This is a genomic window from Streptomyces sp. NRRL S-31 (assembly GCF_000718775.1).
GTDB lineage: Bacteria > Actinomycetota > Actinomycetes > Streptomycetales > Streptomycetaceae > Streptomyces.
Window position 1 is genome coordinate 185,123 of record NZ_JOCB01000009.1, and the last position, 22,240, is coordinate 207,362.

At 73.4% G+C, this 22,240-nt stretch carries 21 protein-coding genes and 1 pseudogene; 11 read left to right on the plus strand and 11 right to left on the minus strand.

The annotated features are described in order from the left end of the window. Nucleotides 1-27: 27 nt before the first annotated feature. From IF37_RS0106460 to IF37_RS0106480, 5 genes and pseudogenes are all read right to left on the minus strand, one after another. Nucleotides 28-939: a phosphotriesterase gene (locus IF37_RS0106460; RefSeq protein WP_030737527.1), complete on the minus strand. Its 912-nt coding sequence runs from the start codon at nt 937-939 to the stop codon at nt 28-30. Beyond that, nucleotides 936-1,523: a DUF4865 family protein gene (locus IF37_RS0106465; RefSeq protein WP_030737530.1), complete on the minus strand. Its 588-nt coding sequence runs from the start codon at nt 1,521-1,523 to the stop codon at nt 936-938. Before IF37_RS0106465 ends, IF37_RS0106460 begins: the two co-directional genes overlap by 4 nt. 110 nt (nt 1,524-1,633) lie before the next feature. Continuing rightward, the gene (locus tag IF37_RS0106470) at nt 1,634-2,209 is read right to left on the minus strand and encodes a TetR/AcrR family transcriptional regulator (RefSeq protein WP_253915661.1); all 576 of its coding nucleotides are present in this window, start codon (nt 2,207-2,209) and stop codon (nt 1,634-1,636) included. A 922-nt stretch (nt 2,210-3,131) separates the two neighbouring features. Further along, nucleotides 3,132-3,542, minus strand: a pseudogene (locus IF37_RS45540) (ATP-binding protein); the annotation flags it as partial. Between the two features lie 204 nt (nt 3,543-3,746). Beyond that, complete coding sequence (locus tag IF37_RS0106480) at nt 3,747-4,070, minus strand: hypothetical protein (protein WP_030737539.1); 324 nt, start codon at nt 4,068-4,070, stop codon at nt 3,747-3,749. Between the two features lie 305 nt (nt 4,071-4,375). On the opposite strand from IF37_RS0106480, the gene IF37_RS0106485 reads away from it, so the two are divergent. The 8 genes from IF37_RS0106485 (at nt 4,376) to IF37_RS0106520 (ending at nt 11,821) form a co-directional block, all read left to right on the plus strand. Then, nucleotides 4,376-5,500, plus strand: coding sequence for a PLP-dependent cysteine synthase family protein (locus IF37_RS0106485; protein WP_030737543.1), 1,125 nt, complete (start codon nt 4,376-4,378; stop codon nt 5,498-5,500). A 231-nt stretch (nt 5,501-5,731) separates the two neighbouring features. Further along, nucleotides 5,732-6,931, plus strand: a complete 1,200-nt coding sequence (locus IF37_RS0106490; RefSeq protein WP_030737545.1) for a histidine kinase — start codon at nt 5,732-5,734, stop codon at nt 6,929-6,931. Beyond that, entirely contained in the window at nt 6,928-7,329 is a 402-nt protein-coding gene (locus IF37_RS0106495; protein ID WP_030737547.1) for a roadblock/LC7 domain-containing protein, read from the plus strand. Before IF37_RS0106490 ends, IF37_RS0106495 begins: the two co-directional genes overlap by 4 nt. Then, the gene (locus tag IF37_RS0106500) at nt 7,326-7,700 is read left to right on the plus strand and encodes a DUF742 domain-containing protein (protein WP_030737549.1); all 375 of its coding nucleotides are present in this window, start codon (nt 7,326-7,328) and stop codon (nt 7,698-7,700) included. The genes IF37_RS0106495 and IF37_RS0106500 overlap by 4 nt, the downstream gene beginning before the upstream one ends. Then, nucleotides 7,675-8,277: an ATP/GTP-binding protein gene (locus IF37_RS0106505; protein ID WP_030737551.1), complete on the plus strand. Its 603-nt coding sequence runs from the start codon at nt 7,675-7,677 to the stop codon at nt 8,275-8,277. The genes IF37_RS0106500 and IF37_RS0106505 overlap by 26 nt, the downstream gene beginning before the upstream one ends. An 83-nt stretch (nt 8,278-8,360) precedes the next feature. Continuing rightward, nucleotides 8,361-9,665, plus strand: a complete 1,305-nt coding sequence (locus IF37_RS0106510) for a cytochrome P450 (RefSeq protein ID WP_030737553.1) — start codon at nt 8,361-8,363, stop codon at nt 9,663-9,665. Nucleotides 9,666-9,770: 105 nt separating this feature from the next. Next, the gene (locus tag IF37_RS0106515) at nt 9,771-11,033 is read left to right on the plus strand and encodes a cytochrome P450 (RefSeq protein ID WP_030737555.1); all 1,263 of its coding nucleotides are present in this window, start codon (nt 9,771-9,773) and stop codon (nt 11,031-11,033) included. After that, entirely contained in the window at nt 11,030-11,821 is a 792-nt protein-coding gene (locus IF37_RS0106520) for an enoyl-CoA hydratase/isomerase family protein (RefSeq protein WP_030737557.1), read from the plus strand. Before IF37_RS0106515 ends, IF37_RS0106520 begins: the two co-directional genes overlap by 4 nt. Here the strand turns inward: IF37_RS0106520 and IF37_RS0106525 are convergent, their stop codons facing one another. Both IF37_RS0106525 and IF37_RS0106530 read right to left on the minus strand, forming a co-directional pair. Beyond that, nucleotides 11,822-12,295 carry an SRPBCC family protein gene (locus tag IF37_RS0106525; RefSeq protein ID WP_030737559.1) on the minus strand — a complete coding sequence of 158 codons (474 nt, stop codon included), beginning with the start codon at nt 12,293-12,295 and terminating at the stop codon, nt 11,822-11,824. 79 nt (nt 12,296-12,374) lie between these two features. Next, nucleotides 12,375-13,214 carry a DeoR/GlpR family DNA-binding transcription regulator gene (locus IF37_RS0106530; protein WP_030737561.1) on the minus strand — a complete coding sequence of 280 codons (840 nt, stop codon included), beginning with the start codon at nt 13,212-13,214 and terminating at the stop codon, nt 12,375-12,377. Between the two features lie 351 nt (nt 13,215-13,565). On the opposite strand from IF37_RS0106530, the gene IF37_RS0106535 reads away from it, so the two are divergent. Together IF37_RS0106535 and IF37_RS0106540 are read left to right on the plus strand one after the other, a co-directional pair. Next, complete coding sequence (locus tag IF37_RS0106535) at nt 13,566-15,914, plus strand: hypothetical protein (RefSeq protein WP_253915664.1); 2,349 nt, start codon at nt 13,566-13,568, stop codon at nt 15,912-15,914. 164 nt (nt 15,915-16,078) lie between these two features. Continuing rightward, nucleotides 16,079-16,507, plus strand: coding sequence for a DUF4440 domain-containing protein (locus IF37_RS0106540; RefSeq protein WP_030737566.1), 429 nt, complete (start codon nt 16,079-16,081; stop codon nt 16,505-16,507). Nucleotides 16,508-16,545: 38 nt separating this feature from the next. Here IF37_RS0106540 and IF37_RS0106545 read toward each other — a convergent pair whose 3' ends face one another. From IF37_RS0106545 to IF37_RS0106560, 4 genes are all read right to left on the minus strand, one after another. Continuing rightward, nucleotides 16,546-18,987, minus strand: a complete 2,442-nt coding sequence (locus tag IF37_RS0106545; RefSeq protein WP_030737571.1) for a right-handed parallel beta-helix repeat-containing protein — start codon at nt 18,985-18,987, stop codon at nt 16,546-16,548. 230 nt (nt 18,988-19,217) lie between these two features. Then, nucleotides 19,218-19,823, minus strand: a complete 606-nt coding sequence (locus tag IF37_RS0106550) for a hypothetical protein (protein WP_030737574.1) — start codon at nt 19,821-19,823, stop codon at nt 19,218-19,220. A gap of 292 nt (nt 19,824-20,115) precedes the next feature. After that, nucleotides 20,116-20,940, minus strand: coding sequence for an MOSC domain-containing protein (locus IF37_RS0106555; protein WP_030737577.1), 825 nt, complete (start codon nt 20,938-20,940; stop codon nt 20,116-20,118). A gap of 45 nt (nt 20,941-20,985) precedes the next feature. Beyond that, complete coding sequence (locus IF37_RS0106560; RefSeq protein ID WP_030737580.1) at nt 20,986-21,435, minus strand: DUF6643 family protein; 450 nt, start codon at nt 21,433-21,435, stop codon at nt 20,986-20,988. Nucleotides 21,436-21,744: 309 nt separating this feature from the next. Between IF37_RS0106560 and IF37_RS0106565 the strand changes: the two genes are divergently transcribed. Continuing rightward, nucleotides 21,745-22,240: TerD family protein (locus IF37_RS0106565; RefSeq protein WP_253915665.1), on the plus strand; the 496-nt coding region annotated here is incomplete at its 3' end.

The window sequence follows — 22,240 nt, forward strand, 5'->3', positions numbered from 1 at the left end:
CCCGGGCACGCCCCCGGTCCGGGGCGCTCACGCCCAGTCGGCCCCGAACGCCCGCCCCGGATGCTCCCCGAGCATCCGGTCCACCAGCTCCGCGCCCACCGCCTCCGCCAGCCGCCCGCGCACCCGGCGCAGCAGGTACGGCATCCCGGGCCCGCCGTCGACCGAACGCGCTCCGGCGACCACGGTGTCCCCGCCCAGCAGCAGCCGGTCCCCGAACCCGGCCTCGGCCAGTTCCCGTACCGCCTCCGGCATCCGCCAGTCGGTGGCGTGGTGGGCGCGGGACGGCCCGTCGAACGCCAGCCAGCACCCCGAAGCGGCGGCCTGCCGGTGCGTCACCGGGTCGGGGGAGCGGTTCAGATGACCCAGGACGACCCGCTCCGCCGGCACGTCCAGCACGCCGCACAGCAGGTCCAGCACGTCCAGCGCCCCGGTGCCCAGCTCCAGGTGCACGGCGATGGTGGCGCCGGTGGCGTGGTGCGCCTCGGCCGCCGCCGCCATGGTCCGGCGGGCGTGCGCGTCCAGCCCGTGGAAACCGCCCGCCACCTTGATCAGACCGGCCCGCACCCCGGTCGTGCCGATCCCCTCGGTGAGTTCGCGGACGAACAGCCCGGCCAGCCGTCCGCCGCCGAGCCGGTCGAGCGACCCCGGTGCGTAGTGCGCCGCCTGGTGCAACCCCGTGGCGCAGACGATCCGTACTCCGGTCGCTCGGGACAGCACCGCCAGGTCGGCGGCCCGCCGCCCCATGCCGTACGGCGTCCACTGCACGACGGCCGCTCCGCCCGCCGCGCGGAACGCCGCCAGCTCGGCGCGCGCGGCGGTGACGTCGTCGAGCTCCTGCCCCGGCAGCTGCGGGCTGCGCAGGAAGAGGTGGTCGTGCGCGTCGCACACGCCGAGCGCGCCGGGCCGGATGTCCCCGAGGACCGTACGGACCCGGCTCACCACTGCCGCCCGCGCGGCAGCCGGTCCCGGCCGGGCGCCGACAGGTGCAGCACCCGGAAGAGGTCGCCGCCGGCCTTCGGCCGGTCGTGCTTCCAGAGGGAGAAGTGCACCAGCTCCCACGCGCGGGTGTCCACGGCGGCTGCCGCCGGCACCGCGCCGTCCGCCGCCGCCAGCCGCCCGGTCTCGGCCACGGCGTCCGCCATGAACGCGGCCAGGTCCTCCGCCCCTCGCGGCACCGGCAGACGCCGGCGCACGGCGAACCCCGGCGCCGACGCGCCCGCTTCGCCCTCCTCGTACGCCAGGCCCGTCCACTGCCGAACCGCGGGCCGCCCGAAGTCGTCCACGGGCCCCTGGAAGGCACCGCCCCACAGGAAGCGGTTCATGCCCTCCACGGTGTTCCAGAGGTAGAACGGCCCGTACTGGTTGACCGGCGAGCCGTGCACCCCGCGCTCGCGCATCAGATACGTCTTGATCCCCAGGCCGTCCCAGTCGTCCAGCAGATGCGCGACCCGGACGACCCGGGAGCGGACGACCCCCATGTCGTAGTCGGCGGGCAGGGTGAACTCGTACTGCATGGCGTGCATGCCACGGTCCTCTCTCGGACGGGACGGGGCGGTCGGCGGCGTGCGGGTGCCTCGGCCGGCGTGCCGTCCGCGACGGCCTCCACGACGGCGGGCCGGGTCGTGCGGGTGGGTCAGTCCCGCGGTCCGCCGGCGGGCGGCGCGAGCAGCGAGAGCAGGCCGCGGACCCCGGCGTCGAAGGCGTCGGGGGAGCCGGAGGCGCGGGCGAGGACGTAGCCGCCCTGCACGGTCGCGAGGACGGCGGCGGCGATCTCCTCGCCGTTCAGACCGGGCGCGAACTGCCCCTCCCGCTTGCCCTCTTCGACGATCTCCGCGATCCGCCGACGGAGGGCGGCGATCGTCTCGTCCACCGGCGCGCGCAGTTCGTCACTCGCGATCACGTCCGGGTCCATGGTCAGCCGGCCGACCGGGCAGCCCCGCAGCACATCGCGTTCGCGCAGCAGGTACGCCTCGATGCGCTGGTACGGCGTGCCCGGGCCGCCCAGTACGGCCTCGGCGGTGGCCCGCAGCTCCCCGGCGGTGCGCCGGATCGCCGCGAGCGCGAGATCCGGCTTGCCCTTGAAGTGGTGGTACATGCTGCCCTGGCCGGCCCCCGCGCGCTCCAGGATCGCCTTGGGGCTGGTGCCCACGTACCCGCGCTCCCACAGCAGTTCACGGGTGGATTCGATCAGTCGCTCCGAGGTGCTCATACGCGCACTGTACATACTAGTAGTTACAGTCCGCCAGTCCCGGCCTCGTGCGTGGAGTGGAGTATCGCGTACCCCGACCGCCGTACTCCCTGGCGCACTGGGACGACGGACCCGGCCCCGTGGCTCCCGTGGCTCCTGTTCGCCCACCGGTCTGGGCGGCCGTCGTAGTCGGCGCCGTCACGGGCCGCACCGGCGAGGGCGGTGCGGCCGGACGGTGACGACCGAGGTGGGTGCGGCGGCGTGCGCCCCGGGCACCACGCGCGTGTGCGGCGCCGCCTTGGCCGCGCCGCCCTGTTGTCGCGTTGTCGCGTTGTCACGCCGCCATGCTGCCGTGCCGCCATCGCCGTGCTGTTGTGCCGTCGCGCCGCTCCGTCGGTGGGACGGCCCGCGTGTCCTCCGCCGTGATGCCGCCGGGCGGGAGGGTCACCGCGATCCCGCCCGGTGACCCGTACCCCGGTCTCACCGCGGCCCTGGCGCCACCAGGTCAGCCGCGTACGGCCGGCCTGGTGGAGGCCGCTGTGCCGGTCGCCGGGGACACGGTCCCCACGGCGGTCGCGGCGGCCGGCGCCGACGGTGGGGCGGCGATGGTCGCGGCGGCCCGCGACGCGACGGAGGCCCTGCGGCCGAGGGGCGCCGGACCGTCGGCGGGTGCCGCGCGGTCGACGGGCGCCGTGCCGTCGGGCGGCGCCGCGCTTGCGACCGCGGCCCCCGCCGGTACCGGGGCGGCTCCGGCCTTCGTCGGCACCACGGCCCTGGCCGGAGCCGACGCCCCGGCCCCCGCCGGTGCGGAGAGCCCCACCGCGACCGGCGTCGCGGCAGGCGTGGCGGCCGGTGCCCGTGCAGGGGTGGTCGTCGGTGTCGGCGTCGCTCGTGTCGCCCCGCGCGGGGCGTGGCCCGGACGGCCGTGGGCCGTCGCCGGAACCGGAGCCGGCAGGGTGAACCACACCACCTTGCCGTTCTCCCCGTCCGGCCGCGCCCCCCAGCTGTCGCTCACCGCGGCCACCATCGCCAGGCCCCGCCCGCACGTGGCCAGCGGGGTGGCGTCCGCCGTCTCCGTGGTGTCGGCCGGTACCGGAAGCCGCGGATCGTGGTCGCGTACCGAGACCGTGAGGCGGTCCGGCAGCAACTCCAACTCCACGGTGCACGACTTGTCGGGCCTGGCATGCCGGTGGACGTTGCTCAGCAACTCCGTCACACCGAGCGCGGCCCGGTCGATCAATGGGTCCAGATGCCAGTAACGCAACTGCGCAGATACGATTCTGCGGACCTGTCCGATCCGCGACGGCAGGGCTTGGAGCTCCACCGTGCAGTGCCTGCTCGGGTGACTGATCACGGCTGCGACTCCCCGATGTGAGGTCCGGAGGAACCGGAGGAACACGGAGAACAACGGATCCAGCAGGGTGCTTGCGTCCAAACGTCCGCCTGCTGTCGGGCCGGCGGGCTGGTTCGCAGCGTTATCGCCGGTAAACCCAGAGTGACGTGAGACCAGCGTGACGCAGCGCATGCGCTCCCGCAACTCGCCGCGACGGTGCGCCGCTCAGCCGCCACGCTCCGCCGCCCGGCGGACCGCCTCGATGAACCGCCGCGCGGCGGGCGGCCCCGGCCGGCCCGGCGCCGGGTCGTGCTCGCCCAGCGTCAGCAGGTACCGCGTGCCGTTGAGGTCGGCCGTCGCCCGGTCGTCCGGGGCGAACCACGGCCGGGAGGCGCGCACGGCCTCGACCGGCGCGCTGTCGATCTCGCTGCCGTAGCTGGTGAGCAGTTGGAGCCTGCCGTCGCTGATCCGGACCTGTCCGGCCCGGGTGAGTGACCGCAGACGTCTGCCGATCCGCACGCCCTGGGCCGTGAACTCCGGCTCCGCCATGTCTCGCCGCCCCCTCGCGGTGTTCCCGTGGTTCCCTGTGTGCCCCCGTTCGGGACGGGTCGTCCCGTCGCGTGCAGTCTGCCCCGGCGCGGCGTGGAGCACCAGTACGCGCGGGGCGTGTGAGACAGCCGCCCGGAGCACTCGCGTCCATGCGCCCCCGGTCGGTCCGCACGCCCGTGTCCCAGCTTGCCTTTGGGTGGCTCAAAGATGCGTTTATGCAGGTGGGAAGGGTTCTTTATGGTGCCTATGCTCGATCTGCCGGCCCGCGCGAGGCGCCGTCGGCGATGAGTGTAAGGAGCCCCGCCGTGAGCACCACCCCCCAGACCAGGACCGGCGCCACCCTCGATGCCGACCGCAGCGACCCCGCTTACCGAAGCTGGCTGAAAGAAGCCGTGCGGAAGGTCCAGGCCGATGCCAACCGGTCGGCGGACACGCACCTGCTGCGCTTCCCGCTGCCCGAGCGGTGGGGTATCGACCTCTATCTCAAGGACGAGTCCACCCACCCCACCGGCAGTCTCAAGCACCGGCTCGCCCGTTCCCTCTTCCTCTACGGCCTGTGCAACGGCTGGATCCGACCGGACCGCCCGGTGATCGAGGCGTCCAGCGGTTCGACGGCGGTCTCGGAGGCCTATTTCGCGAAGCTGATCGGCGTGCCCTTCATCGCGGTCATGCCACGCACGACCAGCGCGGAGAAGTGCCGTCTCATCGAGTTCCACGGCGGCCGGTGCCACTTCGTGGACGACTCCCGCAAGATGTACGAGGAGTCCGCCCGGCTGGCGGCGGAGACCGGCGGCCACTACATGGACCAGTTCACCTACGCCGAGCGGGCCACGGACTGGCGCGGCAACAACAACATCGCCGAGTCCATCTTCCGCCAGTTGCGATTGGAGCGGTTCCCGGAGCCGGCCTGGATCGTGGCCACGGCGGGCACCGGCGGCACCTCCGCGACCCTCGCCCGTTACGTCCACTACATGCAGTACGACACCCGTGTCTGTGTCGCCGACCCGGACAACTCCTGTTTCTTCGAGGGCTGGACCACGGGTGACCCGGACGTCACCTGTGACTGCGGCTCCCGGATCGAGGGCATCGGCCGGCCGCGCATGGAGCCCAGCTTCGTGCCCGGCGCGATCGACCGGATGATGAAGGTCCCGGACGCGGCCAGCGTCGCGGCGGTGCGGGCGCTGGAGAGGGCCATCGGGCGGAAGGCGGGCGGCTCCACGGGCACCGGGTTGTGGAGCGCGCTGAAGATCGTCGCCGAGATGGTGGCCGAGGGCCGTACGGGCAGTGTCGTCACCCTGCTCTGCGACCCGGGGGACCGGTACCTCGACAAGTACTACTCGGACGCGTGGCTCGCCGGCCAGGGGCTGGACATCGCGCCGTACACGGCGGCGATCGACTCCTTCCTGGCGACGGGCGTGTGGCCGGACTGACTCCGTCCGGCGCACCCATTCGCCGTGCTACGGGAGGGTTGCGCCGCTGTGAGGGTTTGGTGACGGCTCAATTGGGGCTCTGAGCAAGCAGGTTGCGCCGGTGTGGCTGATAAGATCATCCCACTTTTCGCAGTGGGCTGACGGCGTGTTGAACGCGTCTGGGGGGACAGTCTCAAAGGCACCATCGCGCTGCCCACGCTTGTCGGCGCGATGCGACTTGAAGAGAGTCTCATGACGTCATTGACCCAGGATCCACTGCTGTGGATCTTGCTGGTGGTGCTCATCGCCGCGGTTGTCGCGGTGATGCGGGCCCGGAGGACCAACATCGCCCTCCGAAGAACGAAGAAGGACCTGGAGACAGGACTGGGAGAGGCCCGCGGCGACGTAGGCCAGCTGCACGCGCACGTCGCCGCGCTGACCGCACAGCACCAGCGCGACCTCGCCGACGTGCGGGCGGACGCCGAGGCGTCCACCAAGGCGGTGCTGAAGTCCGCGATGGGCACCCTCCAGTCACTCGCCGAGGAGCAGCAGGTGCTCCTCGACGACCTCCTGAAGAAGTACGGCGACACCACGGACGTGCTGGGCGACCTGATGGCCGTCGACCACACCGGCAGCCAGTTCGGCCGCCGGGCCAAGGGCATCTCCGTGCTGTGCGGCGGATGGCTCGGCAGGCGCGAGTGGGCGGCCACGGTCTATGACGTGGCACGCAGCGCCCAGGGAAGGATCAAGGACTTCAACCGGGTCAGCGTCCACTCACAGGTGAACGTCTCGCTCGTCGGCAAGGCCGTCGAACCGGTCGCCGTCGTGCTGGCCGAACTCCTGGACAACGCGACGAACTACAGCGCGCCCGGAACGCCGGTCGAGGTCAACATCCAGAGCGTACCGAGCGGTATCTGCTACATCGTGGACGACGCCGGCCTCGGCATGGACCAGGAGACCAAGGACCGGGCGGCGGCGCTGCTGTCCGTCGACGGTCCCGTCGACATCACCGGTCTCGGCGACCCGCCGCGGTTCGGCTTCGCCGTCTGCGGCATGCTCGCCGCCCGCTACGGCTTCGCCGTCTCCGTCGGTTCCGTGTCCCCCTACGGCGGAGTGCGTGCAGTGATTCGTGTGCCCGAAAGTCTCCTCTCGGCCGACGTCCCCGCCCCCGTGGCCGAGATCCCCACCGCGGGCCCCGAGGCCGCGCCCCAGCGCCTCGCACCGGTCCCGGTCGTGGGTCCCTCGCACGTGGTGGGGACGACCCAGGGCGGTCTGCCCAAGCGCCGGCGGCGCAACGGCCCCGTCACGGTGGTCCCGGCCCTGGACAGCACCGCCGACGAGATGACGGGCGAACCCGCCAGCGAGGTGACGGCGTCGCGGCTCGGGGCGTTCGCACGCGGTACACAGCTCGGACGCACCACCAAGACCACGGAAGGATCTGACGACCAGTGAAGACCGACCTGTCCTGGGTGCTGAACGACGTGCTAGAGGTGCGCGGCGCCCGGCACGCCATTCTCGTCTCGGGCGACGGCCTGCTGCTCCAGCGCTCGGACGACATCGGGCGGGACGACGCCGAGACGAACGCGGCCGCCATGAGCTCGATGCAGTCGCTGAGCCGTGCCGTCGCCGGTTTCGTGGGAGCGGGACACGGCATCTGGAAGCAGACGCTGCTGGAGTACGACGGCGGCTGGATCTTCCTGATCGCCGCGGGCCAGGGCTCCTACCTCGCCGTCTCGGCGGCGCTGGACGTCGACATGGAAGCGGTGTCCTTCCGCATGCAGAAGACGGTGACCGCCCTCAGCAAGGCGATGAGTGTGGCGCCGCGCTCGGACAACGGCGCCGGCGCATGACGACCCCCGGCGAGGAAGCCCCGGTCACCAGCGACTTCGTCCGCTCCTACGTCATCACCGGCGGCCGGACACTGCCCGACGCCGAGGACCTGGCGCTGCACACGCTGGTCACGCTGGCTCCCGAGCGGAAGCCCCCGCTGGGAGCCGGCCCCGAGGTCATGGCGATCTGGAGCCTGTGCTCGGGCGGCTACCTGTCGGTCGCCGAGGTGGCCGGCCACGTGGGCCTGCCGGTGGGCGTGGCGCGGCTGCTGCTCACCGATTTATTCGAGCAAGGCCACTTGCTGCGCCGCGCCGAGCCACCCCGGGCTCAGAACGTTGACAGAGCGACCCTCGAGAAGGTTCTGAATGGACTCCAATCCCTCATCGGCTGAGACGGCCCCTGGATCCATCTACGTCTCCAGCGCGGTGACCAACGCTGCCAAGATCCTGGTCGTCGGGCATTTCGCCGTGGGCAAGACGACCCTCATCGGCTCCCTGTCGGAGATCACCCCGCTGCGTACCGAGGAGAAGATGACCCAGGCGTCCCTCCACGTGGACGACCTCAGGGGGGTGACGGACAAGTCCACCACCACCGTGGCCCTGGACTTCGGCCGTCTGACGCTCAGCGACGACCTGGTGCTGTACCTGTTCGGCACCCCCGGACAGCAGCGCTTCATGCAACTGTGGGAGGACATGGCCCGGGGCGCGCTCGGAGCGCTGCTCCTGGTCGACCCCGCCCGGCTGGAGGAGACCTTCCCCGTCATCGACCTCGTCGAGCGCTACGGCCTGGAGTACGCCATCGCGGTCAACGGCTTCCAGGCGGGCACGGTGTACGAGGAGGCGGAGGTGCGTGAGGCCCTCGACCTGCTGCCGGACACCCCGGTCGTCTACTGCGACGCCCGTGACCGGCAGTCCTCTGCCCACGCGCTGATCGCGCTCGTGCGTCACCTGCTCACCCGAGCCGCCTGACCCCCATCCGCCCGGACCTACGGCCCGGAGCCAGCAAAAGGAACCACATGGACCCCCAGTCCTCCGCCAGGGCAAGATGCCCCATGCACGACGCCGTGTTCGCGGCCGACCCCCACCAGGTCTACGACCGGCTGCGTGCCCAGGGTGCGGCCGGACCGGTCGAACTCGCGCCCGGCATCGACGCCACCCTGGTCGTCGGCCACGAGATGGCGCTGCGCGTGCTGCAGAACTCCACGCTCTTCGCCCGCGACGCCCGCCGCTGGAAGGCACTGAACGAAGGGCGGATCCCGCTGGACAGCCCGGTGCTGCCGATGATGGCGTACCGGCCCAACTGCCTGTTCACCGACGGCGCCGTGCACCTGCGGCTGCGCAAGGCCGTCACGGACAGCCTCGCCCGGCTCAACATCACCCGGATCCGCCGCGACGTGGAGCCGATCGCCGACTACCTGATCGACCAGTTCAGCGAGCGGGGCCGCGCCGACCTCCTCAACGACTACGCCAAGCTGCTGCCGCTGCTGCTGTTCAACAAGCTGTTCGGCAGCCCGGCGGACATCGGTGACACGATCACCAGCACCATGTCGGCGATCTTCGACGGCAAGGACGCCCAGCGCGCCAACGACGAACTCACCGTCTGCCTCATGGAGCTGATCGCCCTCAAGCGGCGTCGGCCCGGTGACGACGTCACCTCCTGGCTGATCCAGCACCCCGCCGGGCTGACCGACGAGGAACTGAAGGACCAGCTGGTCATGCTGATGGGCGCCGGCGTGGAGCCCGAGCGCAACCTGATCGGCAACGCGCTGCTCCTGCTGCTGGCACCCGGTGCGAGCGGCCGGGACTCCGGGCTGCTGGTCGAGGAGGCGATCGACCACGTCCTCTGGAACCAGACGCCCATCGCCAACTACGCCACCCACTACCCGGTCCAGGACGTGGAGCTGGGCGGCGTGGTGGCCGAGGCGGGCACGCCGGTCGTGATCAGCTTCGCCGCGGCCAACAGCGATCCCGCGCTGGCCGAGGCCCGCCGGACGCACAGCAAGGGCGCCCACCTGGCGTGGGGAGCCGGACCGCACGCGTGCCCGGCCAAGGACCCGGCGCAGGTCATCGCCGTCACCGCGATCGAGAAGCTGCTCAACGCCCTGCCCGACCTGACCCTGGCCGTCCACGAGAAGGAACTGGAGTGGCGGCCGGGCCCGTTCCACCGGGCACTGGCCACGCTGCCCGTCGCCTTCAGCCCGACCCCGGCCACCCGGATGGTCTCCGCGTTGCAGGGCCGTACCGTCCCCGCCGCCGCGGAGCAGCCGCTGCCCACGGCGCCGACGGCCGCGTCCCGTCAGGAACCGGCTCGAAAGAAGGGGTTCTGGAGCAATTTCCTGGATATCTTCCGGGTCTGATGTGCGGCGTGTGACAGGAGCAACACTGTCAGGCGCATGATGAGGGGAAGGGGAGGGGTAGGTTCCGGCGGTATCGGTAGCATCCAGCCACCTAAGGAGCCTCGCGTGACCGCCGTTGGCGTCATACGCGGTACCACCAGCGACCGCCGGGTCGTCATTCCCCTCCTCCGCCGCCTCCGCTCGGACGAGGGCCAGGCCGACCCCCTCCCCGTCTGGGACGAACTACGCGCGCTGGGTGATGTGGTACCCGCTCCCTGGGGCGGGTACTTCGTGACCGGCTTCGAGGCGTGCAACCAGGTCCTGCGCGGCAGGAACTGGCTCGTCCCGGACTTCGCCTGGCAGGAGCGCCAGCCCGACCCGGCACGCTGGCGGGAACCGGCGAGACGGGAGATGACGCGGACGCTCTCCCGGCTCAACCCGCCCGAACACACCGTCCAGCGCCGCGCGCTGGGCAACCTCTTCGACCGCGGCACCCTGGAGGAGCTGCGGCCCCGGATCGCCGCCCACGTCGGCCGGCTCCTGGACCGTCTCGCCACGCGGCTGCGCGACCGGGGCGAGGCCGACTTCGTCGATACCGTCGGCGACCGGCTGCCGATCCACACCGTCGGCCAGTGGCTCGGCATCCCGGACGAGCACTACCCGCACATCCTGGACTTCACGCACCGGCAGGTCCACGCCCAGGAGCTGGTCCCCACCAAGAGCGAACTGGCGATCTCGGCCGAGGCCACCACGGAGATGAGGACCTTCTTCACCAGCCTCATCGCCCACCGGCGCGCCGACCTAGGCGACGACGTCCTCAGCGACTGGATCCGCTACTGGGACGCCCGGTACCCGCTGGACCGGGCGGCGGCGGACCAGACGCTGTACGACCTGACGATGTTCATCACCATCGCCTCCCTGGAGACCACCGCGACGCTGCTCACCAACGCCGTGTGGTTCCTGACCCAGGACCCGGCCCGGGCCGACCGGCTCCGCCGGCACCCCGAGGAGATCGACGACGCGATCGACGAGGTGCTGCGCTACGACCCGCCGATCCACCTCAACACCCGGTTCGCCGCCGCCGACACCGTCCTCGGCGGCGTGAGCGTCGCCAAGGACACCACCGTCCACGTGCTCTACGGCGCCGCCAACCACGACCCGCGACGCAATCCGGACCCGCACGTCTTCGACGTCCACCGCAAGGGCGGGCACCTCACCTTCGGCGGCGGCCTGCACTACTGCCTCGGCTCGGTCCTGGCCCGCCTGGAGGCCCGGCTGCTCCTCACCGAGCTGCTGGAACGATTCCCCACCCTGCGGCCGGCCGGGTCCCCGACGTACGCGAACCGGATGGTGTTCCGGCGCATCACCTCCCTGAAAGTGACGACATGACCGCCCTCCCCCTGAAGTCCCTCCCGGCCGGCGTCATACGGCAGACCCTGCGGACCCGGCGCGACGGCCCCGTCCTCACCGTCGAGCTGAACACCCCGGAGCAGGGCAATGCCGTCACCGACGCCCTGCTGGACGACCTCCTGGCGGTCCTCCAGGACCAGGACCCGGCGGTCCGGGTGCTCGTGCTCGCCGGGAACGGCGACGACTTCTGCCTCGGCGGGGACCGCGGCGAATTCACCCGGCACCTCGCCCACGACCCCACGGGCGGCGGCATCCGTACGTCCGGGAACAAGGCACGGCGCGTCTGCGACGCCCTGACCGCGAACCCCGCCGTCACCATCGCCCGCGTCCAAGGCAAGGCCATCGGGGCGGGCCTCGCCCTGGCGCTCGCCTGCGACCTGCGGGTCGGTTCCGTGGACGCGACGTTCCGGCTGCCCGAACTCGCCCTCGGGCTGCCCACCGCCTGGGGCGGCCTGCTGCCCCGTCTGATCAGCGAGGTCGGCGCCGCACGCGTCCGCGAACTCGTCCTCACCGGCCGCGCGTTCTCCGCCGAGGAGGCCCACTACCTGTCCATCCTGCAACGGGTCGTCCCCACCCACGAGCTGGACGCGGCGGTCGCCGACTGGGTCAGACCCATCGTCCGCCGCCCGCCGGCTGCACTGCGGGTCACCAAGACCCTGCTCCACTCGCTGTCCGCCGCCTCCCGCATGGCCGACGTCTCCGCGCTGGACGCGGAACTGCTGGCGGCGGTCCTGGCCGAGTCGCAGCACGCCCGCGGCGGGAGCTGATCAGCCGCGCGCCAGACGCCGGTCCAAGGACGCCATCGCGTCCCGGAAGGCGTGGCCCAGACCGGGCCGGGCCAGCCCCAGGGCGAACCGGAACGGCGCGGTGCCGTCGGCGGCGAAGGTCCACCGCACCCGGGTACCGGTGGCCAGCGGAGCGAGCCGCCACTCCTCGGCCAGGGCACGGGCGCCCGGCGCGTTGGTGGCGTCGACGCGGTACGCGTACGCCTCGGGCGCCCGCGCCACGAGCACCGTCTCCGTGAAACGCGTCCCGCCCCTGAGCCGGATCTCCCGCCCGGCGCCGCCGTCGGTGGCCCGGGCGAGCGTCACCGCCGAGAACCACTGGACCCAGCCGGACACGTCCGAGGCGAGCGCGTGGAAGACCTGCCCGGGGGAGGCGGCGACCTCCCGGGCGAACACCAGGCGTACGGGCGCGGTCTCGACGAAGTCGATCCCCACCGGAAGCAGCCGACGAGCCATGGACCCGACCCCCTCGTGCCACCGCGCCGCGTCCGCACGGAGCGGCCGGCCGGGCAGGGCCACCCTAGCTGACGGCCCCTCAGATGTCTGTGGCCTCCGCGGCCTCTTCACCGGGCTCGCCCGCCACGACCACCCGCAGGTGCTCGGAGATCCGCGCACGCGCCTCGGCAGGCAGCCCCGCGTCGGTCACCAGCGTGTCCACCTGGTCCAGCGTGGCGAAGGAACTCAGGCCCACCGTGCCCCACTTGGTGTGGTCCGCGACCACCACCACCCGGCGCGCGGAGTGCACCAGCCGCCGGTTGGTCTCGGCCTCCGCGAGGTTCGGCGTGGACAGACCGGCCTCCAGCGATATGCCGTGCACACCGAGGAAGAGCAGGTCGAAGTGGAGCGAGGCGATCGCCTGGTCCGCCACCGGCCCCACCAGCGAGTCCGACGGGGTGCGCACCCCGCCGGTCAGCACCACCATGGCCGACCCCTGCCGTTGCCCCGAGGTGCGCTGCGCCGAGTGGAAGACGTCCGCGACCCGCACCGAGTTCGTCACCACGGTCAGATCGGGCACCTCCAGCAGGTGCTGGGCGAGCGCGTACGTCGTCGTACCACCGGACAGGGCGATCGCCGCCCCCGGGCCGACCAGGCCGGCCGCGGCCCGCGCGATGTCCTCCTTGGCGGACAGCTCCAGCCCTGACTTCGCCTCGAACCCCGGCTCGTGCGTGCTCGCCTCGACCACCGGCACCGCGCCGCCGTGCACCTTCTCCAGCACGCCCTGGCGGGCGAGCGCGTCCAGGTCGCGGCGCACGGTCATGTCCGAGACACCGAGCTTGCGGGTCAGTTCGTTGACCCGCACCCCGCCCCGGCGCCGGACCTCGTCCAGGATCAGGGCGCGGCGCTGCTCCGCGAGGAGGTTCTGATTCTCGCTCACGTACGCTCCGGTCCTTTCGCCGCCAACCGTCCGACACGCCCGGCGCACCGGCTCCGACCAGGTACTTCGTCCATCCGGCCAGTGCGCGGGCGTCCCATCCTTTCACGGGGCGGCACCGGTCGCGCCACCACCCGCCGCCACACCGCCGTCGCCCGGATCGGGGAGATTCCGTGACGACGGGTGCGCCCGGCTCCCGGACGGGCCATCCTGAAGCGCGCACGGCACGGACGTCAGGGCGCCACGGGGGATGTGCGAGGGACAGTGGAGCGCGCGCGGGACCGCCACACCGGGCGGCACGAGGACCGGACCGCCGAGCGGCGGACGGAACGGCCGGCGGAGCCGGAGACCGACCTGGAACTGCTGGTGCACGGAGTCGGCGGCGCCACGCCCGAGGGGATGCTCGGCGACCCGCGCACGGTCCGGGTCGCCGGCGACGACACGGCCGCCGTCTTCCGCCGCGCCGAGGACACCGGGCCCGCCGCGGACGGCCGGGGACCCGAGGAGGACCCCGGCCGGGACCCAGGGCGCGGACCGGTCCGGGAGGCGTACGTCTGGTGCAACCTCACCTCCGGTGACGGCAGCCGTGCCCTGTGGCTGTTGCTGCTGCCGTTCATGGTCGTCAACCTCGCCCACTGGATGCGCCCCGCGGCACCCGGCCGGCCGCGCACCGCCCGGCTCTACGGCCTCCTCGTACGGCTGTGCGCCCTCACCCTGACCGTGCTGCTGGTGGCCGCCGCCTGCGAGGTGGCCCTCGACCTGGTGGCCTGGCAGTGCGCGGGCGTCCCCGCCTGCGCCCGCCGCCACACCTGGCTGGACTTCCTGGCGCCCGCCGCCCCCGGGACCCCCGGGTCCGGCGGCTGGTGGAGCGCGCCCGGCCGGCGGCTGGCCGTCGCCGCGACGCTGCCGACCGCGCTGACCGGTCTGCTCTGGTACCTCTCCCGCCGCACCTGGCGCGCGTACGAGTCCCACCAGCCGCTCTCCCACGGCCCCGGGCCGGACACCGACGGGCCCGCACCCGACGGTGCCGGACCCGGGCCGGACGCCGAGGCCCCCGCACCGGACGCCCAGGGCAGCGCGCTGGCCCGGCCCGGGTTCTGGTACGGGCGCCGCCTGGTGGCCCGGCTGCGCGCGGCGCACACCGCGGCCGGCCTGCTCACCGTGGCCGCGTCCGTCGCCGTCCCGGCCACCCGCTTCGACCGCCGGCCCGGCGGCCCCGCGGCCCTGGACGCCGCCGGCTGGGCGCTGACCGCGGCCCTGCTCGCCTGGGCGGTCGCGGTGGCCGTCGTCGTCTGCCGCCGGGGCCGCAGCGAGAACCGTCTCGACCAGCGGCTCGACCGGCACCTCGTCCGCAGCCTGCCGCTCGGCGCGCTCACGCTGCTGCTGCTCGCCCTCGTATACGCCGGCTGGTCCCGGCCCGGCTGGCAGTCCGCCGGGCGGCTGCCCGGCGACCCGGCGTTCGGCGCCCTCATGCTGGCCCAGGGCCTGCTCGTCGTCGCCCTCGCCGCCGTGGCCCGGACCCTGTACCGCCGCCGCCCCGACCCGCGCGCCGGGATGCGCGGCCTCGGCGGCCCCGCCGTCGCCCTGCTCGCCTGCGCGCTGGGCGGCGTGATCTCCGGCGGTGTCGCCCAGCGCGTCGCCGACTGGCTGGACGGCACCCGCGCCCTGCTCGCCGGGCCGCCCGTCCTGCTGACCTGGCAGGCGTCCGCGATCCCGCCGCTCCTCGCCGTCCTGCTGCTCCTGGCCGCCCGGCTCGCGGCGCACACCGCCCGGCTCGCCCGCGCCGAACGCGCCCGCGTCCGCCACGAACACTCCGGTGAAGGCGAGGACCCGTCGCGCACCCGCGCGATCGCGCACGCCCGCGCCATGGCCACCCTCACCGACCGGGCGCCCTGGCTCATCGCCGCCCTCACCGCCACGACCCTGCTGCTCGGCACGCTCGCGCTGGCCGGCGCCCTGGCCACCGGGAAGACACCGGACGGGGCGGCCCACCGCGCCCACCACCTCGTCCAGGCCACGGCCGAGACCTGCCAGGCGCTGGGGTCCTGGCTGGTCGGATTCGGCTTCCTGCTGTTCGTGACCTGGGGCAGGCGTGCCTACAAGGACGCCTCGGCCCGGCGCACCATCGGCATCCTCTGGGACGTCGGCACCTTCTGGCCGCGCGCCGCCCACCCCTTCGCGCCGCCCTGCTACGCCGAACGCGCGGTCCCCGACCTGACCTGGCGCATGGCCACCTGGACCGGGCGCACCGGGGGCCGGCTGGTGCTGTCCGGCCACTCCCAGGGCAGCGTCCTCGCCGCCGCGGCGGCCTGGCAGCTGCCGCCGTCGGTACGGGGACGGGTCGCCCTGCTCACCTACGGCTCCCCGCTGGAGCGCCTGTACGGCCGCTGGTTCCCGGCCCACTTCGGCCCGCCGGCCCTCGCCGCCCTGCACCAGGACGTCGGCTGCTGGCGCAACCTGTACCGCCGCACCGACCCCATCGGCGGTCCGGTGAGGGTCCTGGACGGCACCGCCCCGGACGTCGACCACGAACCCCTGGCGGACCCGCTCGCCTACGGCCGTACCTTCGAGCACCCGCTCCCGGCCCCGATCCTGGGCCACTCCGACTACCAGTCGGACCCCGCCTTCGGCCGTGAACGGGCACGTCTCCTCGCCCGCCTCCGCCCCGAGGTCCCGGGCCAGCGCCCGCGGCGCGACGGGTGAGCCGGACCGCGCGGGAACGTCGCTGATCAAGCACGGGCACCACTAATCAAGTTTTACCAGTATCGCTACGAGGTATACGCTCCCTGCGTGGCCGACTAGTCAAACTTGTCTAGTCGTTTCCTCGTGTACCACCATCCCCCGTCCGTCCCGCCCAAGGAGCCCGCATGACCTTCCCGGCCGACACCGGCTACACCCCGACCCCCGAGGACCGCGCGAGCCTGGACGCCTGGTTCGCGGAGTACGACACGGCGAGCGGCAAGCGCGACGTCGAGCGCATGGCGGACCTGGCGGTCTTCCCGCTCAACCTGGTGAGCGACGACTCCGCGGGCAATGGCCGGTCGGCGCAGTGGGACCGGGAGCGGTTCATCGCCACCATGACCCGGGTGATGGGCGAGGGGGAGCAGGACATCACCTTCGCCTCCACCCGGACACCGGTGTTCCTGTCCCCCTCGATGGCCGTGGTCCTCACCGACTCGGACATGACCCTCGACGGCCGGACCCAGCGCCTCCGGTACGCCGACGTCCTGATCAAGCGGGACGGGAAGTGGGCGTTCCAGACCATGATCCAGAGCGGCTGGGGGGACAGCCTGTGACCCCGGCGGGCGGGGAGCCGGTCCGGCCCCCCGCCCGCTCAGGGCAGATCCGGCAGGTCCTCCGCGTACAACAGCGTCAGGTCGTCGGTGGTCGGGTCGGGAAGCTGGGCGACGCGGCTCGCGTGGCGCTCCACCATCGCCTCGAAGGTCTGCCGGGCCGTACGGCCGTTGCCGAACGCCGGACCCTTGGGAAGTTCCGTGAAGTACTTCCGCAGCGCCTCGGCCGCGCCCGGCGCCAGCCGGTACTCGTGCTCGTCGGCCTGCTGCTCCACGATCCGCAGCAGTTCCCCGGGGCCGTAGTCGCCGAAGGTGATGGTGCGGGAGAAGCGGGACGCCACGCCCGGGTTGACGGAGAGGAAGCGCTCCATCTCCGCGGTGTACCCGGCGACGATCACCACCACCGCGTCCCGGTGGTCCTCCATCAGCTTCACCAGGGTGTCGATGGCCTCCTTGCCGAAGTCCCGCCCGGCGTCCTCCGGGGACAGCGCGTACGCCTCGTCGATGAACAGCACACCGCCGCGCGCCCGTTCGAAGGCGTCCTGGGTGCGGATCGCCGTGGAACCGATGTGCTCGCCGACCAGGTCGACCCGGGACACCTCCACCAGGTGGCCCTTCTCCAGCACGTCCAGCGAGGCGAGGATCTCGCCGTAGAGCCGGGCGACCGTCGTCTTTCCGGTGCCCGGGGACCCGGTGAAGACCAGATGCCGCTTGACCGAGGCCGCCTTCAGACCCGCCCGCTGCCGGCGCCGGCCCACCTCGATCATGTCGGTCAGCGCCCGCACCTCGCGCTTGACGCTCTCCAGGCCCACCAGCGCGTCGAGTTCCCCGAGCACGTCCTTCGGCATCCGCCGCGGCCGCTCCGGCTCCACGGCGGCGACGGGCGGCTCCGGCTCCGCCGCCCGCTGCCCGGGGAACGCGCCCAGCAGCCCGGCGGACGGCTCCGTCGCCGTCTGCACGGCCGGCTGACGCGCCGCGGGCGTCCTGGGCCCGCCGCTCTCGTCGCTGGTGCAGTCCTCCACCACCGGCCCCGTCCCGGCAGCCGCGTCCGGACCGGCGTCGGCGAACTCGTACCCGCCGCGCGCGCACCGTTCCGTACGGCACTTGCGCAGCGTCGTGCGGCAGCCGTCGAGCACATGGAAGCCGTAGCCGCCGCTCCCGGTGACCCGGCAGTTCAGGAAGGAGCCCCGGCCGCCCGCCGAGACGTAGAAACCGGCCTCGGCGGGGGAGTCGACCGTGCAGCGCTCGATGGTCGGGTCGGCGCCCTTGGTGACGATCACTCCGGTCTGGGTGGCGTCCAGGGAGCAGTTGTCGAGCGTGCCGCCGCTGCCGTGGTCGCGGAACCAGGCGCCGGTGGCGGCCTCCCTGATCCGGCAGTCGTCCAGCTGCGCGGTCGCCCCGTCGCTCACCGACACGGCGGTGTTGCGCACCTGCGACAGGTCGCTGTCGACGACGTCCGCGCGGGAGCCGCGGTCCAGCACGAACAGCGCGTCCGGCACATCGTGCACCCGGCAGGAGTCCAGCACGGCGGTGGCCCCGTCGCTCACCCACACCGCCGGGTAGTCACCGGTGCTGTCGGAGATCTCGCACTGGTTGGCGTCCACCCGGGTCCCCGGGTCCCACACCGACAGGCCGTTGCGGCCGAACCGACGGACCGTCGTCCGGGTCAGGGTGAGCACCGAACGGGAGCGCAGGTCGACCGCGTTCTCCGGGATGTCGTGGATGTGGCAGTCGGCGAGCGTGAGCACCGCGTCCGTGTCCAGGGTGATGCCGTCGGTGGTCGTGCGGTGCACATCACAGTCGGTCAGATGCGCGGTGGCCCGCTGGGAGACCTGCACCCCGGAGCCGCGCACCTCGTAGATCTCGCACCCCACCGCCTCCAGGGCGGAGTTCTCGCCGGTCACGGTGATCCCGGTGCCGGAGGCGTGGTGCACCCGGCAGCGCTCCAGGCGCGGATGGGCACCGCCGCGCACCGCCACGCCCGCCTGCCCGGCCGCGACGACCTCGCAGTCCTCGAACACCCCGCTGCCGCCGTCGAGTACGGCGACGCCGACGCCGGCCGGGTTGTCGACGGTGCACCGGCGGACCGTGGGCCGGGCGCCGCCGCGCACCTCGATGCCGACGGCGGACCGGGTGACGATCCGCACGTCCGTCACCTCGGGCGTGCCCTCCTCGACCAGCACGGCGGGCGCCGCCGCGTCCTGGCCCTCCACGTGCAGGTCCTGCACCACGGCCGAGGCCCGCACGGTGAGCGGCACCCCGTCCACCGGCGCGATCCGCACCGAGCCCGGCGAGCCCTCGGGACCACGGAGGGTCACCGCCCGCTGGACGACGAGGTTCTCCCGGTAGGTGCCGGGGGCGATCGTGAGGACGTCGCCGTCGGCGGCGGCCTCCAGGGCGGCGGCGAGCGAAGCGTACTCACCCGTGCGGCGCCGCCACCGCGATGTACCGGTGTGCGTCACCTGGACCGTGCCCTGTGCCATGGCGTTGCTCTGCCCCCACCTCGTCGTACTGATGGCTCGCCGCCCGTCGGGGCGCTGTCGTCGGTGCCCGGACCGCGATCGTGCCCGGCCCGTGGGCGTGAGCGCGCTCGCGCCTTCGGGAAGCCGCTCGTCCCGGGGGCTCGCGCACCCGTGGGACGTCGCCGACAGCGCTTCGGCCGGTCCACCGTAGCGTGTGCGTGCGCGCCCGGTTGACCAGAGCGGTCGGGCTGTCAGCTGCCGGTGCCCGCCTTGCCCCAGTCCGGGCCGGCCCGGTCCCATGCCTGGTCCCAGCGTGCGTACCGCCGGCGGACCAGGCGCCACACGGTCAGACGCCGGCCGGTCTCCACCAGGGCCGCGGTCAGCAGGCCCGCGCCGAACCCGGCCAGCACGGCGTGCGTCGTCGCCGTGGCGGAGTCCAGCGGGCGGGTGGTTATTCGGCCGTGCGGGTCGGTCCAGAGCCTGAAGCGGTCCCCCCGGTGTGGGGACTTGAGGTCCGAGAGGACCGGCCCGTGCCGCCGGGTGCCGTCCGGCCCGGCCCACGCCGCCAGCACCCGGCTGTGGGCGTCACGCGCGGAGCTCGACTCGGGGTCGGCCTCCGGCAGGGCGCCGCCCAGCTCCCGTACCACCGTCGCCGTCACCAGGTGCCGCGCGTGCTGCTGCTGCCGCGCGGAGCGCTGGAGCGAGTCCTCGGTGGCGGCGCCGACCAGCCAGCCCGTCACGGGCGCGGCCACGGCGATCAGCAGCAGGGCCACCAGGGCCAGCCACGCCTCGGCCAGATCGGTCGCCCGGCACAGCGGATTGCGCCGCCAGCGCCACAGCCCGCTGAGCGTCCGCATCTCCCCACCCCCTTCCGGTCCGTCACGCCCCGGCGTCGGCGCCCGCCCCGCCCCCGCCCGGCCCGGACCGGGAGGGGGAGCGGCATCACCTCCGTCGTGACGGCCGACGCGCGCGGTCTCTCACACATTCCTCACGCACCTCCAACGACCGGCGCACCGCCCGGGGTTCCCGGTGACACGAAGACCGGCCCCCGAAGACCGGCTCCGCCGACCGCACGGACGGACACGGAGGCGGGGCACCACGGAGACAGGGAGACGGACGGAGGGCAGAGGACAGGCGGACGGGGGAGACCTACCCGAGTACCCGGACCGGGTCGCCGACGGCGATCGCGCCGGGGGAGAGGGGCACGAGGTTCACGCCGAACAGCAGCTTCCCGCCGACCCGGCGGTGGCGGGCCAGGGTGTGCAGCGGTTCCCGGCCGCGTACGGCGGTGTCCTGGTCGGTGGTCGTCACGACACACCGCCCGCTCGGCTTGGCAGCACGGAAGACGACCTCGCCGACGGAGATCCGCGACCAGTGGTCCTCGGCCCAAGGTTCGGTGCCCGCGACGACCACGTTGGGCCGGAACCGGTTCATGGGCAGGGGACCCTCGTGGGCGTTCGGCCCCTCGGCCATCAGGGAGTTGAGGGCGTCGAGCGACGCCGCCGTGGTGACCAGCAGCGGGAAGCCGTCGGCGAAGCTCACCGTCTCACCGGGCAGGGCGTAGTCGGGGTCGACCGGGCGGCGCACCGCCGGATCGTCCATGTGCACCAGACGGACGTCGGTCCCCAGATAGGCGCTGCACCAGGCGTGGGCTGGCGCGGCGGCCGGCACTGCCTCCACCTCCGTGCCGAACACGCTCACCGGCAGGGTCACCGCCGGGTCCGGCACCCGCACCGTCAGCGGCGCGCGGCCGGGCGCGGACAGACGGACACCGCCGCCGGCCAGAGGCTCGGCGGCGGCCAGTGCGAGGCGCGGCTGCTCGCGCTGTGTGACGACCTTTCCCCCGTTGTCGACCAGCGCCCAACGTCGGTCCCCGGCCAGGCCCCAGGGCTCCACGACGGCCTCCCGGAGCGACAGCGCCTGGAACGCCTTGACCGGATGGACGTGGATCGACTGCACTTCGGCGCTTCCCATGCCGTCCATCGTGCCAGGGCGGCACGGACGGCAGGGGCGCGCCGGTCAGTAGCCGCGGTACTGCTGGTTGTTGTACGGCTCCTGGTACGGAGTCGGCGCGGGCCGCGGCGCGGCCGGGCGCATGGCCTCGTACCCGGTGCCCGCCGCCATCGGCCGCTGCTGCTGCGGGGCCTGCGGACCGGGGTAGCCGCGCGGGGCGCCGGCCTGCTGCGGGATATACGCCGTGGGCGCGTGCTGGAGCGGCGCGGGCTGCTGCGTCTGCGGGTAACCGTAGGCGGGGGGCTGCGCGGACGGGGCCGCCGGGAGGGCGGGGAGGGCCGACGGCAGGGCGGGCAGACCGCTGCCCAGGCTGCTGCCCGTGTCGTAGGCGGCGGGGACCCGGATCGGGGCGATCTGCGGGGTGCCACGCTCGGCGACGAGCGAGTCGTAGATCGGGGTGTCCGGGAAGGAGGCGGAGTGGTAGCCGCCACCATAAGTGGAGCGGGGGGAGGTCATGGCACATAAGTTAAGCCCACGATGTGCTGGTTGGGGAGACCGATAAGAGGGTTGTTTTCCGTGTCGACAGCAGCCTGGGATACCCAATCCGAGCGAAGTTGGCAAAAAGGGACGTCAGTCATCGTTTGGATCGTGTAAAGGCCGGGTTCCTCCCGGGTTGCCGGCGGTCCGCCACCGGTCTTCCCGTGCCGTTCCCGGGGCCGCGCCGCCCCCGGGAATAGGTTGTCAGGGCAGGGGCGACCCGGGCCGGGACGGTCCGGGCCGCGAACGCGACCCGGGAGCCGGCACACGATGGGGGCGAACATGACCATGCCGAAGGGATCGAACACGCAGGTGCCCACCACGGCGCTCCGCGTCGAACTGAGCCGGCGCACCGGTCACGGGGTGCCGGACGTCGACGCCTCGGCGCTGCTGCTCGCCTCCGGAAAGGCCCGCTCCGACGGGGACTTCGTCTTCCGCGACCAGCCCGCGCACTCCTCCGGCGCGGTACGCCACGAGGGCAGGCGGACGGCCGGCGACCGTGTCACCGACACCTTGCTGGCCGACCTCCCGCGCGTGGAGGGCGCCGTCGAGCGGATCGTCCTCGCCGCCTCCGCCGACGGCGGGACGTTCGGGCAGGTCCCGGACCTCCGCGTCGAGGTGACCGAGGCCGCCACCGGCCGGCTCGTCGCCCGCTTCGACAGCCCCGGCGCGACGGTGGAGACGGCCTTCGTGCTCGGCGAGTTCTACCGCCGCCAGGGCGGCTGGAAGTTCCGTGCCGTCGGCCAGGGCTACGACAGCGGACTCCGGGGACTGGCCACGGACT